The organism is Streptomyces sp. NPDC091279, from assembly GCF_044757465.1.
In the GTDB taxonomy this organism is placed as follows: Bacteria; Actinomycetota; Actinomycetes; order Streptomycetales; family Streptomycetaceae; genus Streptomyces.
This window is the reverse complement of the sequence record NZ_JBIVVA010000010.1, coordinates 227649-239771: the sequence shown is the minus strand read 5'-3', so window position 1 is coordinate 239771 and position 12123 is coordinate 227649. Positions and strand designations below refer to the sequence as shown.

Below are 12123 nucleotides of genomic sequence, written 5' to 3'. Positions count from 1 at the left end.
CACAGCGTCCCCGTCGACGACTCACTTCACGCGCTGACGCTCGCGTACGTCAAGAAATCGCCCCAACTGGCGGGCGAAACAGCGAAGTTGCCACGCTCCGGGTTCTTGGAGTCCCGAACGTGGACAGCCGCCGTGCTGGCGGCGACCTCGACACACTCGCCGCCCTCGGTTCCGCTGTAACTGCTCTTGAACCAGGCGAGGTTGGAGGCGACAGCCGAGGGCTCAGCGTTGTTCATAGCGATTTCAGCGCTCCTTCGATGGATGCCATGGACTCTCGTGGCGAGAGAGCCTGTGATCGGATGATCCCATAGCGTCCGTGGGAGAGCGTCGTCTGTTCCGCAGAGGTCTTGAGGGACCCGATGCCCTCGGCCTCGGCGTACACGAACCTCTTGCCGTCCTTCCTGGTGATGACGGTGAATGGCCCGTTCACACCCGCGTTGTCCTCACAGCTGAGCGGCATGACCTGGATCTCGACGTTTGGCCTCTGGGCGATCAGCAGTACGTTCTCCAACTGCCTACGCAGGACCGCCTTGCCGCCGTAAGGACGCCGCAAGATTGACTCGTCGAGTACGAAGCTCAGCAGCGGTGAGGGCTGGCGTTCGAAGATGCCCTGTCGGTTCAATCGTGCCGCCACGCGTTGCTCGACGGTCTCCTGGTCCAGGGCCGGACGTCGCATCGCCAGTAGTGCCCTCATGTACTCCTCGGTCTGGATCAGTCCTGTGAACACGAGCGTGCTGTACGAGAGCAGTTCAATCGCCACCTTTTCCAGGGAAGCCATCCCCTGGAAAAACACGGGGTACTGAGCCCGCTCCATCTGCTCCTTCCAGTTGCTCAACAGCCCGCCCGCACCGAGGACTTCGTCGCACTTGTCGATCGTGTCGCCGTTGGGAATCCGCCGTCCCTGCTCGTACGACGCGATCGTCCCGGGCGAGTAGCCGATGAGACTGCCGAGTGCCGGTCGATCCAGTCCCGCTCGCATGCGCAGGATCTTCAAGTTCTTGCCGAACGCGATGGCGACGCCCCTGCCCGCGTCGTCCGCAGGCCGCTGTCCGTCCTCGTCGTCGTTTTCCCAGCCGTCTCTGAAGGCCAGGACGGCTCCGGCGCCGTCGCTCTGAGGGGTTTCCTGCCCTACCGCCATACCTGGACGTTCCATCATGGTCATCACCTCTCCGGACCAACGTCCCCCGTAGGAACGCCGTCACGCCGTGGGCCGCGTACACATGGGGGCACCACGCGTACAAGCAGCCCGCGTCGGTGCGTCACCGTCGGTCACGCTACGACACCGGCGGGGGCGTAAGGGGCGAGATGAGCAAACCCGGCATCCTTGTCGACCGCAGCAGTGGACCTCGTTGAGCCTCGGTGAACTCGGGTGCCGCACCGCGCACTTGGGTCGCGATGACCGTCAGTCGTCCTGCTTCCCGGCGTTCGCGGCTGCCGCTCGGGCGCGGACTCGGGCCGGGTACCAGCGGGTGAAGCGGAGGGCGGCGACGATGGCCGCGATCTGGATGATCCAGCCGGTCCAGATGTTGTTGGGGTCGTGTTGGACGAGGTCGCCGTAGGCGCCGGCGATCGCGGCGACCAGGAAGGCCGCGCCCCAGACGCCGGTGATGATGTAGTTGGTGCGCAGGAAGAGCGGGGATTCCCATTGGGCGCGGGGCACTTGCTCGCGGGCGTACTGGAGCGTGAAGGGCATGCGCAGGGCCATGGAGCCGAAGGCGATGACCAGCAGGGCGATGTTGGCGATCTCGCCCGAGTAGGTCTCCAGCCAGCGGAGGGTGCCTTCGGAGGCGAGGGTGCCGACGAGGGTGAGGAGCGCGAAGAAGGCAACGTCGCAGAATTCCAGGAGCTTCCACGAGCTGCCGGGGCGCCAGACGCGTCCGGCGATCACCACGGCCACCGCGCAGGCCAGCGCCAGCGCCACACCCAACTCGAACCGGCCCGGTCCCACGACCACCGCGAAGATGATCCACGGGAGCAGCCCGAGGATCGGACTGTCCAGGACACGGGCGGTCCACCGTTCGGGTCCACTGTCGGCCATCACGCTGGCGAGCCTCCTTCCCGGCTACTCCAGGATGCTGCGCCCGGGTGCGTTCCGCGACACCGGTGGAGTGGGGGAGGCGAGCCCTGACGTCCGGTGGCCCGTTGAGGCGGTGGGCCAGTGCCCAGCGGCCGTCGTCCATCGCCCCGGCGAAGAGGGGGGCTATGGGGAGCGCGTGGTGGCTTTCGACGGGCTCAGGAGGGTACCGCCGGTGGGGCGAGAGGGGTGATCTCCCTGTCGAAGAAGGTGTGGAAATCCTCCGCGCGTTCGTACAGGGCCTCGAAACCGGCCAGGGTTTCCGAGATCAGCGCGGGATCGGTGAAGCGCCTGGACCCCGCCGCGTTTCCGTCGTCGTCGTAGCAGACCTCGTACATGACGACGTCGCCGAGGATGACCACCTCGGGGACGGGGCGTTCCCTTTCGATGTCCGCGATTTTCCGGGCGTCGAGCACCTTGATGTCGTCGCCCAGTTCCACACGCAGGCGGAGAACGTGCAGTTCCCACTGGACGTAGGGGGTGACCGGGAATTCGACTACACGCAGGCGGCGTTCTGAGATGCCTAATTGGGCGGCCTCGCGGAATTGCTGGGCGTAGACCTCGCGTTTCTCCTCGACGAGGGAGAGTGCCTTGTCCCACTCGCCCTCGGCGAACGCCTCCCAGCTGGCAAAACCCCGCTCCTTGAAGTTCTGCCCGCGTTCAAGTTTGTTCTGGAAGCGGATTCCGCTTTCACGAACCTGACGGAAGTCCGCGTGATACGAGGGGCGGTCCATACGCTCGGAGGAACCACCGGGGAAGGAATCAAACACTAGGGATATCCGGTTTCGCCGCGATCAACATGTTCCTGGGGATGACAACGAGTCGCTCGTCCGCCCCGACCGAGACGCCGGACGGCAGGTTCCCGCCGAGCGATCCCGTGAGGTCCCGGCCGATGACGGCGATGTCGCCGTTTTCGAGTTCCCATATATCGGGGCAGTCGGGGTTGTCCGTGGTGTTTCCTAATTCTTGCGGCGATTTCCCCAGGCGCCGCTTGAACGTCGTGGTCGGGTCTGCTTCCCAAGGCCGGGCCATGGTCATCGTCTCCCTCGATCGAGTCACAATCTTTCATGAAGTTAGCAGTCGGCCAACCGGCTCGACCAGAACAGAATCGGACTCCCGGTCCCGATGCGGGTGGTTCTCCGGTGCCCTGTCCGGCCCAAGAGTACGACGGTAAGGTCGCGAGGCGGCAAGGTATCAAAGTGCAGTGGACACAGGTGAAGCAAAACCTATTTAACGTATAATTTGACTTCCGAAAAACTTTCGATGGGGGAAACTGTGGACCCTGACACCGCCTTACTCGCACAGACCGCCGGAGTCACACTCGTCACCCTGATGACCACCGACGCCTGGCGTCGCACTCAGGACGGGATCGGTCAGCTCTGGCGGCGGGTGCAGCCGCAGCGGGCCGAGGCTGTCGTTGCCGAATTGGCCGCCACCCGCGAGGACGCCCTGGCGGCCGGGGGCGTCGGGGATCAGGAGACCCTGGGGGAACTGCATCTGGAGTGGCAGGGGCGGCTGCGGCGGCTGCTCGTCGCTCAGCCCGAGGCCGCTGTCGAACTGCGTCGGCTCCTCGACGTCCTCGACCCCGACGGCGCGACCGGGCCCACCGTCACCCAGCACGCCACCGCCTCCGGCCACGCCCGGATCTACCAGGCGGGGCGCGACCAGCACCACGCGCCGCGATGACCGGCGCGATGGACGGGCGCGCCGAGGACCGGGGGCGGGTTTTCCAGGCGTCGGGTGATCAGCACATCAGCGAGCACCACCACTACGGCGCGGAGACCGACCCGGCCGGTGGGCCCGACTCGGTGCGCCGTCCGGCCGTCGGGCGGCCTCCCGTCGTTCTGCGGGACCGTGCGGACGTGCTGGAACGGCTGCGCGCGGGCGTGCGCGCGGGGCGCTGCGGCGAGGTCTATGTGCTGTACGGCATGGGCGGGTGCGGGAAAACGGCGGTCGCCTACACGTTCTTCCAGTTCGCCGTCGACGCGTGCGGCCGGGTCGGGCTGTGGGTCAGCGCGTCCGACCGCGCGAGCCTGCGCGCCGGAATGCTCGCGGTCGCCGCCGACCGGGGCGCCGCCGACGGTGAACTGCTCGCCGCCCGCAACGGATTGCGCGCCGCCGCCGATCTCGTCTGGCAGTACCTCGACCGCTCCGCGGAGCCCTGGCTGCTGGTGCTCGACAACGCCGATCAGCCCGAGATCCTCGGTGACGGGAGCTGGCTGCGCACCAGCGCGCGCGGGACCGTCGTGGTGACCACCCGCAGATCGGCCGCTCACTGGTGGCCCGGGGCGGAACTCCAGCACATCGGGGTGCTGCCCGGGGCCGACGCCGCGCGCGTGCTGCGTGACCTCGCCCCGCACAGCGGCACCGAGGAGGAGGCCGCTCAGATCGCCGAGCGCCTCGGGCGGCTGCCCCTCGCCCTCACCCTGGCCGGTGGCTTCCTCTCTCAACAAGTCCTCGACCCCTGGACGATGGAGACCTACGGTCGCCGTCTCGACGAGGGGGAACGAGTCGAACTCATCGACCAAGGAGCCGATGCCTTGTCCCGGAAGGACCCCCGCCACCTGGTCGGACTGACCTGGCAACTCACCCTCGACGCCTTCGAGGCGCGCGGGCTGCCCGAAGCGACCGCGCTGCTACGGCTGTTGGCCAGGTTCGCCCCCGAACCCCTGCCGCTGTCCCTGCTCAACCGCGCCGACCTCGACGCCGTTCTCCCGCCCGCCCGCTGTGAGACCGCCCTGCGTGCCCTGCTCGACCAGTCGCTGACCGAGTTGGTCGACGTCGGGGCGCGGTGCGTGCACAGCCACGGCGTGCTGCTCGACAGCGTCGCGGCCGCGACCCCGGCCGGGACAGCGCCGGTGCTGGACTCAACCGCCGTACGCCTCCTGGACGTTGCCGTTCCCGAGCGTCCCGACGCGGGTCCGCACGATCCGTTGCTGCGGCTGCTCGTGCCGCACGCCCTTGCCCTGCTGCGGCGTATCGGGGCCCCGGCCACGGCGGCCGAGGCGCTGGAGGTGGCGACCCGGCTGGCCGTCGCCCTGCACCGCACCGGCGACTACCTCTCCGCCTGGGAGACCGCCCGCACCGCCGCCGACCTGGGCGAACGGCGACTCGGCGCGGAACACCGGGCCGTCCTGGCCGCCCGCTCCCGGGCGGGCCGCGCGCTGTTCCGGCTGGGCCGGTACCCGGAGGCCGAGCCGCTGCTCACCGAGGTCCGCACCGCCCAGGACCGGCTGTTCGGAGCCGACGACCCGGACACCCTGGACAGCGCCCACGGGCTCCAGCTCGTGCTGGGCAACCTGCGCAGACGCGACGAGGCGCTCGCGCTGCTGCGGGCCACGGTCGCCGGGCGGCGCCGGACGCTGGGCGCCGCGCATCCGCTGACGTTGCGTTCCCGGTCGAGCCTGCTGGTGCTGCTGTCCGCCGCCGAGGTCACCGTCGAGGAGGGCGGCGCGCTGCTCGATCTGCCCGACGCGTGCGACCGGCTCCTCGGCCCCGACCACACGGTGACCCTGGGCGCCCGCCACAACCGGGCCTGGGCGCTCTACCAGCTGGGCCGATTCGCGGCCGCCGACGCGGAACTACGGCTGGTCACCGAGGCCTACCGGCGTCGCTTCGGCCCCGACTACCCGATCGCCCTCTCCGCGCAGCAGCTCCTGGCCCGCACCCGTGCCGCACTCGGTCACCCGGACGAGGGAACGGCGTTGATGGCCGACGTCGTCACGCGACGGGAACGTGGGCTCGGTCCCGGCCATCCCTTCACCCTCGCCAGCCGCGAACTGTTGAGCACCTTCACCTCCGGGCAACCGCACCCACCCGGGGCGTGAGCCATTCACCGGGGGCGTAGCCACCCACCCGGGGCGTGAGCCTCTCCCCCTACTGCACGCCCCCGACGCCTCCCACGCCCCCTCACTCCCCGAACAACGCCTCCTGTTCCCCCCTCCCCTCCCGGACTCGGGTGTTTCTGCGGGTCACCACGGTTGCCGTGACCGCTGCTGTGACCGCCAGGGCGGCCGGGACCATCCAGGGGCGGTTCAGGGGGTGGCCCAGGGCGTGGTCGAGGGAGAGGCGGCCGGGGCCGCTGACCGCGAGGCAGGTCGTCGTCAGGGCGAGGAAGGCCGGGTACTCGTAGCCGCCGCCCTGGCTGAAGAAGCCGTTCGGGGTGTGGATCGCCGCCGCACCCGTCATTGCCCCGGCCGCCGCCGCACCCGCCGCCGGGGTGGCCAGGCCCAGCGCCAGCAGGGCGCCGCCGCCCGCCTCCGCGAGGCCCGCCGCCGTCGCACTCGCCCTGCCCGGCACATAGCCGATGGACTCCATCATCCGGGCCGTGCCCTCCAGGCCGCCGCCCCCGAACCAGCCGAACAGCTTCTGCGTGCCGTGCGCCGCCAGCACCGCCCCGGCTCCCACCCGGAGCAGCAGCAGGCCCAGATCACGTCGGTCGTAGCAGCAGGTCGTCATCGTGGCTCCACCCGGTAGACGTGCGTAGGCATGGGCCCAGGAGAGTCCTCCCTCTCCGGGCCGCGTCCCCTCCCCGTCCACCGTCGCAGGCCGCGTGGAGGCCGGCTCCGTTCGCGCGGCCGTTCGGGTGGCGAGGGTGGGGGAGGGGTGTTTGGCTGACCGGCATGACGATTCAGCTCGCCCGCCTCAGCGACCCGGCCGTCCGTGCCTTCGTCGCCGCCGTCAACGCCCACGACCGGGACGCCTTCCTCGCCCTGCTCACGCCCGACGCCACCATGGCCGACGACGGCACCGACCGGGACCTCGCCGACTGGATCGACCGGGAGATCTTCTCCACCCACGGCCACATGGACGTCGACCGGGAAATGCGGGACGGGCGCGGGCTCGTCGTCAACTTCTCCAACGACACCTGGGGCGAGATGCGCACCCGGTGGACCTTCCACGTCCAAGAGGGCGGACTCATCTCGCGGTTCGAGACCGGCCAGGCGTAAGAGGCCCGCACGGCGCGGCACTTGACCTCGGGTGTGCTTCAACTCCTAACGTTCTGAAGTATGCAGACCACAAGGACATTGGGGCGCGACGCCATCGAGGTCAGTGCGCTCGGCTTCGGGTGCTGGGCCATCGGCGGTGAGTGGCAGGACGCCGACGGGCGGCCGCTCGGGTGGGGCAAGGTCGACGACGACGAGTCCGTGCGGGCCATCCACCGCGCCCTCGACCTCGGCGTCACCTTCTTCGACACCGCCGACACCTACGGCGCCGGGCACAGCGAGCGCGTGCTCGGACGGGCCCTCGGCAAGCGCCGGGACGAGGTCGTCATCGCCACCAAATGGGGCAACGTCTTCGACGAGGCCACCCGCACCCGCACCGGCACCGACGACTCACCCGCCCACGCCCGCCGCGCCCTCACCGCCTCCCTCGCCCGCCTCGGCACCGATCACATCGACCTCTATCAACTGCACCTCGGGGACGTCGCCCCCGAGCGGGCCCTCGAACTCCGGGAACTCTGCGAGGAGTTCGTGCGGGAAGGGCTCATCCGGGGGTACGGGTGGAGCACCGACGACCCGGCGCGGGCCCGCCTCTTCGGCGAAGGCGCCCACTGTCTCGCCGTTCAGCACGCGGCCAATGTGTTCCATGACTCCGACGAGATGGACGCGATGTTCGAGACGGCGGCCAGGGCCGGGCTCACGAGCATCATCCGCAGCCCGCTCGCCATGGGCCTGCTCGGCGGCAAGCACCGGCCCGGGCGGGTGCTGGAGAGCGGCGACATCCGCAACTCGCCGCCCGCCTGGCTGCCCGGGTTCAACGAGGGTGCGGGCGCCGACGCCGGGTGGGTCGAGCGGGTCGACGCGCTGCGGGAGGCGCTCACCGTCGGGGGGCGCACGCCCGCGCAAGGTGCCCTCGGGTGGCTGTGGACGTACCACCCGTTCGCCGTGCCGATCCCCGGCTTCCGGTCCGTCGCGCAGGCCGAGGAGAACGCCGGGGCGATCGAGAAAGGACCGCTCACCGTCGGGGAACTGGCCGACATCACCCTGATCCTCCGACAATGAGCGGTCCTCGCGACCGACCGGCCGATGTCCTGACCGGCCGACGTCCTGACCGGCCGACATCCGTGGACCGACCGGCGTCCTGACCGGCCGGTGTCCTAACCGGCGGCTGGGACCTGGCGTTCCGTCAGGGTCAGGCGGCCGGCCTTGATGGTGGCGACGCGGGGCGCGCGCCGGGCGATCGACGAGTCGTGGGTGACCATGACGAACGTGAGCCCGTGCTCGCGCCACAGCCCCTCCAGCAGGGCCATGATGTCGTCGCGGGTGCCCTCGTCGAGGTTGCCGGTGGGCTCGTCGGCGAGCAGCACCTTCGGCTTCTTCACCAGCGCGCGGGCGATCGCGACGCGCTGCTGCTGGCCGCCGGACAGCTCCGACGGCGCGTGGCCGAGCCGCTCGCCCAGACCCACCGAGCGCAGCGCCTCGGCCGCCTGCTCACGGCGTTCGGCGGGCTTGACGCCGAGCGGCACCAGGGCCGTTTCGACGTTCTCCTGGGCGGTGAGGGTGGGGATCAGGTTGAACGACTGGAAGATGATGCCGATCTTCTCCGCGCGCAGCCGGGTGAGCTTGGCCTCGCTGATGGTCGCGAGGTCGGTGCCGTCCAGCTCGACGCTGCCGTCCGAGGGGCGGTCCAGGCCGCCGATCATCTGGAGCAGGGTGGACTTGCCGCCGCCCGTGGGGCCCTGGATGACGAGCTGGTCGCCGTCCTCGATCGTGAGGTCGACGCCGCGCAGCGCCTCCACCGTCTCCTTGCCCCGGGAGTAGCGCTTAGTGACGCCGGTGAGTCTGTACATGGGGTTTCTCCGCGAATGGTCGAGGTGGAGGGGGTTACGAGACGCTGCGCAGCGCGTCGGCCGGGCGCATCCGGGAGGCCCGCCAGCCGCCCATCGCACCGGCGATCAGACCGCCGGTGACCGCGAGGCCCACCGCGAGCGCGATGGTGGTGAGGGAGACCGGCGCCGTCAGGGCGATCTCCATCGTGGTCGACGCCGACTGCCGGCCGGGACCGCCGCCACCGGGGCCGCCACCCATGCCACCGCCACCGCCGCCGCCCGTGGAGCCGACCTGCGCGGTCAGCTTCGGGCTGATCGCGGTCACGACGTAGGCCGCCGCGAGGCCCAGGCCGATGCCGAGGACGCCGCCGACCAGGCCGTTCACCATGGACTCGCCGACGACCTGCCGGGTCACCCGGCGGCTCGGCCAGCCGAGCGCCTTCAACGTGCCGAACTCCCGCACCCGGCGCGACACCGCCGACGACGTCAGCAGCGCCGCCACCAGGAACGCGGCCGCCAGCACCGCGATCGACAGCCACTTGCCGACGCTGGTCGCGAGGTTCGAGGCCGTGGACAGCGAGCCGGAGACCGTGGAGGCGAGGTCCGAGGACGTGGTGACCGTCGTTCCGGAGATGTTCTTCTGGATGGTCTTCTTGACGGCCGCGATCTGCTTCGAGTCGGTCGCCTTGACGTAGATCGTGGTGACCTCGTTCTTCGCGTCACCCAGCGTCTGTGCCTGCTTCAGCGGCAGGTACACGTCCGTGGTGGACTCGCTGCTGTCCGGCGTCGCGATCCCGATGATCGTGAACGTCGTGCCGGAGATCTTCAGGGTCTTGCCGACCGTGTACTTGTTCTCCTTGGCGTACGACGCGCTGACGACGGCGACCTTCGCGTCCGTCTGCGACGCTGTGAACGTCTTGCCCGACGTGACCTTCATCGCGGCCAGCGGGCCGAGATCCTGGTGCGCCACGTCGACACCGGCGACGGCGTAGCTGTTGACGTTGAAGTTGGCGCCGCCGCCCTGCACCTGCGGCTGACCGCTGCCGCCGCCGTTGCCGCCGCCCCCGCCGAAACCGCCCTGGCCGCTGCCCCCGGTGCCGCTGCTGCTCTTGGCCTTGCCCTGGGTGAAGGAGCCGTCGACCTTCGTGACGTTCAGGGTGAGGGCGCCGACCGCGCTCGCCACGCCCTGCTGCCCGGCGACCTTCTCGACCAGCGACGACTTCAGGACCTGACCACCCTGCGTCATCACCCGGTCCGAACTCTGGCTCGACGAGCTGCTCGACTTCGCGTCGAACTTGAAGCTCGGGCCGCGCTGCCCGCTGCCGCTCGTCGGGGCCGACCGCGCCTTGGTGACGGTCATGTCCGTGCCGAGGCCGTAGAGGGACTTCAGAACCTTGTCCTGGGCCTGCTGCATACCGGCCGTCACCGAGTTCACGGTGATGACGAGCGCGATACCGAGCGCCAGGCCCATGGCGATGACCAGAGCCGCCTTCTTTCTCCGGCTCAGCTCACGCTTGAGATAGATGCCAAACATCCCGTTCCCTAAAGGTTCTTGGCGCCCGCTGTGGTCGCTGCCACAAGCTAGGGAGAAACCTTTGAACCGGGGTGAGTAAAGGATGTGTAAGCCCTGAGAAAGCCAGGAGTTGGATCAGAATTTCCTCAGACAGGCAACCCCCAGGTGATTGATGGCTCACTGCAAGGAAACCGCTGTTCAGTGCGGTGTACCGTCTTCCGGTGCACGAAACTTCCCCCCTCACCCGCCGTGCCGCTCTCGGCCTCGCCGCCGCCGCGCTCCCGCTCGCCGCGACGCCCGCGCACGCCTCGACCGTCATCGGCGGGACCCGCCTCGCCAGCGCCGCTGCCCAGGGCGCCGACCTGCCGGGGAAGCTCTCCGCCGACGCCTGGCTGGTCGCGGACCACGACAGCGGGGAGGTGCTCGCCGCCTACCGCGCGCACCGGCGGCTGGCGCCCGCGTCCACGTTGAAGATGCTGTTCGCGGACACGGTCCTGCCCAAGCTCGACCCGACCGCGCGGCACACCGTCACCGACGCCGACCTCGCCGACGTCCCCGAGGGCTCCAGCCTGGTCGGCGTCAAACCCGGCCTCACCTACACCGTCGACCAGCTGTGGCAGGGCGTCTTCCTGCGCTCCGGCAACGACGCCGTGCACGTCCTGGCGAAACTGAACGGCGGCATGGCCCGCACGGTCGCCCAGATGCAGGCCAAGGCCGACGACCTCCAGGCCCTCGACACCCGGGTGGTCAGCCCCGACGGCTACGACCATGAGGGGCAGCTGTCGTCCGCCTACGACCTCACCCTCTTCGCCCGGCACGGCCTGAAGAACACCGAGTTCCGCGCCTACTGCGCCACCCGGATCGCCGACTTCCCGGCGGGCGGCGGCAAGACGTTCCAGATCCAGAACACCGACCGGCTGCTGTCCGGAGAGTCGGGGGTGCGCGCGTACCGGGGCATGATCGGCGTCAAGAACGGCTACACCAGCCACGCCGGTAACACCTTCACCGGCGCCGCGACCCGCCACGGCCGCACCCTGCTGGTCACCGTCATGCATCCCAGGAGCGGCTACAACGCCGTCTACGAGGAGACCGCCGCGCTGCTCGACTGGGGCTTCGCGCAAGGGAGTTCGGCCAAGCCGGTGGGCGTCCTCGCCGACCCGCTCAGCGAGGGCGGCGCGAAGACGACGAGGGGGGCGAACGGCGCGAAGGGCACCCCGGGCACGTCCGCGACGGCGTCGAACGGCGGCGGGCGTTCACCGTGGGCGGTGCTGGAGGGCGCGGGCGGTGCGGTCGCGCTGCTGGCGGGCGGCGCGTGGGCGCTGCGCCGGCGCCGGGAGGGGCGGGGAGAGCAACGCGGGGCGACCGACGTGGGCGACGACGAGTGAGGCCGGGGGCTGATGCACGTCGGGGGCTGACTCACGTCGGTGGGCTGACTGGCGTCGGCCGGGGTGAGTGGCGCTGGCCGGGGTGAGTGGCGTCGGCCGGGTGTGGGCGTCGGCCGGGTGTGGGCTTGGCCGGTCAACTCCGGTCTGTGCGGCAGCCGTTCCGGGGTCGGTGCGTACCGCGCGATCGAGTCGCGCGGTCCACCCCCACCCGATGCCCCGGAACGGCTGCCGCCTCCCCCCTCGGTGTGGCCGCGGAAATCAGTGGTCCAGTACGGACGTACCCGGTGCTCCAGATGTGAAGCTCTCGTGGAGGAGACTTGAGCATAAGTCACTGACCGGCCCTGATGGGGCGGATGGTCAGATTCCGTTTGTGCACATC

General features: G+C 70.0%; 13 protein-coding genes. 5 read left to right on the top strand and 8 right to left on the bottom strand.

The genetic code is table 11. The features are described from left to right. Positions 1–26: 26 nt before the first annotated feature. From ACIQOU_RS25690 to ACIQOU_RS25670, 5 genes are all read right to left on the bottom strand, one after another. Positions 27–236, bottom strand: a complete 210-nt coding sequence (locus tag ACIQOU_RS25690; protein ID WP_401539367.1) for a DUF397 domain-containing protein — start codon at positions 234–236, stop codon at positions 27–29. Further along, the gene (locus tag ACIQOU_RS25685; protein WP_401539366.1) at positions 233–1138 is read right to left on the bottom strand and encodes a helix-turn-helix domain-containing protein; all 906 of its coding nucleotides are present in this window, start codon (positions 1136–1138) and stop codon (positions 233–235) included. The genes ACIQOU_RS25690 and ACIQOU_RS25685 overlap by 4 nt, the downstream gene beginning before the upstream one ends. Before the next feature lie 264 nt (positions 1139–1402). Next, positions 1403–2038 carry a hypothetical protein gene (locus ACIQOU_RS25680; RefSeq protein ID WP_401539365.1) on the bottom strand — a complete coding sequence of 212 codons (636 nt, stop codon included), beginning with the start codon at positions 2036–2038 and terminating at the stop codon, positions 1403–1405. Positions 2039–2232: 194 nt separating this feature from the next. Then, complete coding sequence (locus tag ACIQOU_RS25675) at positions 2233–2844, bottom strand: DUF6879 family protein (protein ID WP_401539363.1); 612 nt, start codon at positions 2842–2844, stop codon at positions 2233–2235. Then, positions 2837–3106: a hypothetical protein gene (locus ACIQOU_RS25670; protein WP_401539683.1), complete on the bottom strand. Its 270-nt coding sequence runs from the start codon at positions 3104–3106 to the stop codon at positions 2837–2839. The genes ACIQOU_RS25675 and ACIQOU_RS25670 overlap by 8 nt, the downstream gene beginning before the upstream one ends. A 243-nt stretch (positions 3107–3349) precedes the next feature. Here ACIQOU_RS25670 and ACIQOU_RS25665 point away from each other — a divergent pair, with 243 nt between their 5' ends. Continuing rightward, positions 3350–3760 carry a hypothetical protein gene (locus ACIQOU_RS25665; protein WP_401539680.1) on the top strand — a complete coding sequence of 137 codons (411 nt, stop codon included), beginning with the start codon at positions 3350–3352 and terminating at the stop codon, positions 3758–3760. After that, complete coding sequence (locus ACIQOU_RS25660; protein WP_401539361.1) at positions 3757–5901, top strand: tetratricopeptide repeat protein; 2145 nt, start codon at positions 3757–3759, stop codon at positions 5899–5901. Before ACIQOU_RS25665 ends, ACIQOU_RS25660 begins: the two co-directional genes overlap by 4 nt. 82 nt (positions 5902–5983) lie before the next feature. Here the strand turns inward: ACIQOU_RS25660 and ACIQOU_RS25655 are convergent, their stop codons facing one another. Next, positions 5984–6532, bottom strand: coding sequence for a DoxX family protein (locus ACIQOU_RS25655; protein ID WP_401539359.1), 549 nt, complete (start codon positions 6530–6532; stop codon positions 5984–5986). A 164-nt stretch (positions 6533–6696) separates the two neighbouring features. Here ACIQOU_RS25655 and ACIQOU_RS25650 point away from each other — a divergent pair, with 164 nt between their 5' ends. Further along, positions 6697–7023: a nuclear transport factor 2 family protein gene (locus ACIQOU_RS25650; protein ID WP_401539358.1), complete on the top strand. Its 327-nt coding sequence runs from the start codon at positions 6697–6699 to the stop codon at positions 7021–7023. A 60-nt stretch (positions 7024–7083) separates the two neighbouring features. Continuing rightward, on the top strand, positions 7084–8079 hold the full coding sequence (locus ACIQOU_RS25645) for an aldo/keto reductase (protein ID WP_401539356.1): 996 nt from the start codon (positions 7084–7086) through the stop codon (positions 8077–8079). Between the two features lie 95 nt (positions 8080–8174). On the opposite strand, the gene ACIQOU_RS25640 is transcribed toward ACIQOU_RS25645, so the two are convergent. Together ACIQOU_RS25640 and ACIQOU_RS25635 are read right to left on the bottom strand one after the other, a co-directional pair. Then, complete coding sequence (locus ACIQOU_RS25640; protein ID WP_401539354.1) at positions 8175–8867, bottom strand: ABC transporter ATP-binding protein; 693 nt, start codon at positions 8865–8867, stop codon at positions 8175–8177. Between the two features lie 34 nt (positions 8868–8901). Then, a complete protein-coding gene (locus ACIQOU_RS25635; RefSeq protein WP_401539352.1) occupies positions 8902–10380 on the bottom strand; it encodes an ABC transporter permease in 1479 nt (492 codons plus the stop codon). Between the two features lie 200 nt (positions 10381–10580). Between ACIQOU_RS25635 and ACIQOU_RS25630 the strand changes: the two genes are divergently transcribed. Then, positions 10581–11744, top strand: coding sequence for a D-alanyl-D-alanine carboxypeptidase family protein (locus tag ACIQOU_RS25630; protein WP_401539350.1), 1164 nt, complete (start codon positions 10581–10583; stop codon positions 11742–11744). Positions 11745–12123: the final 379 nt, after the last annotated feature.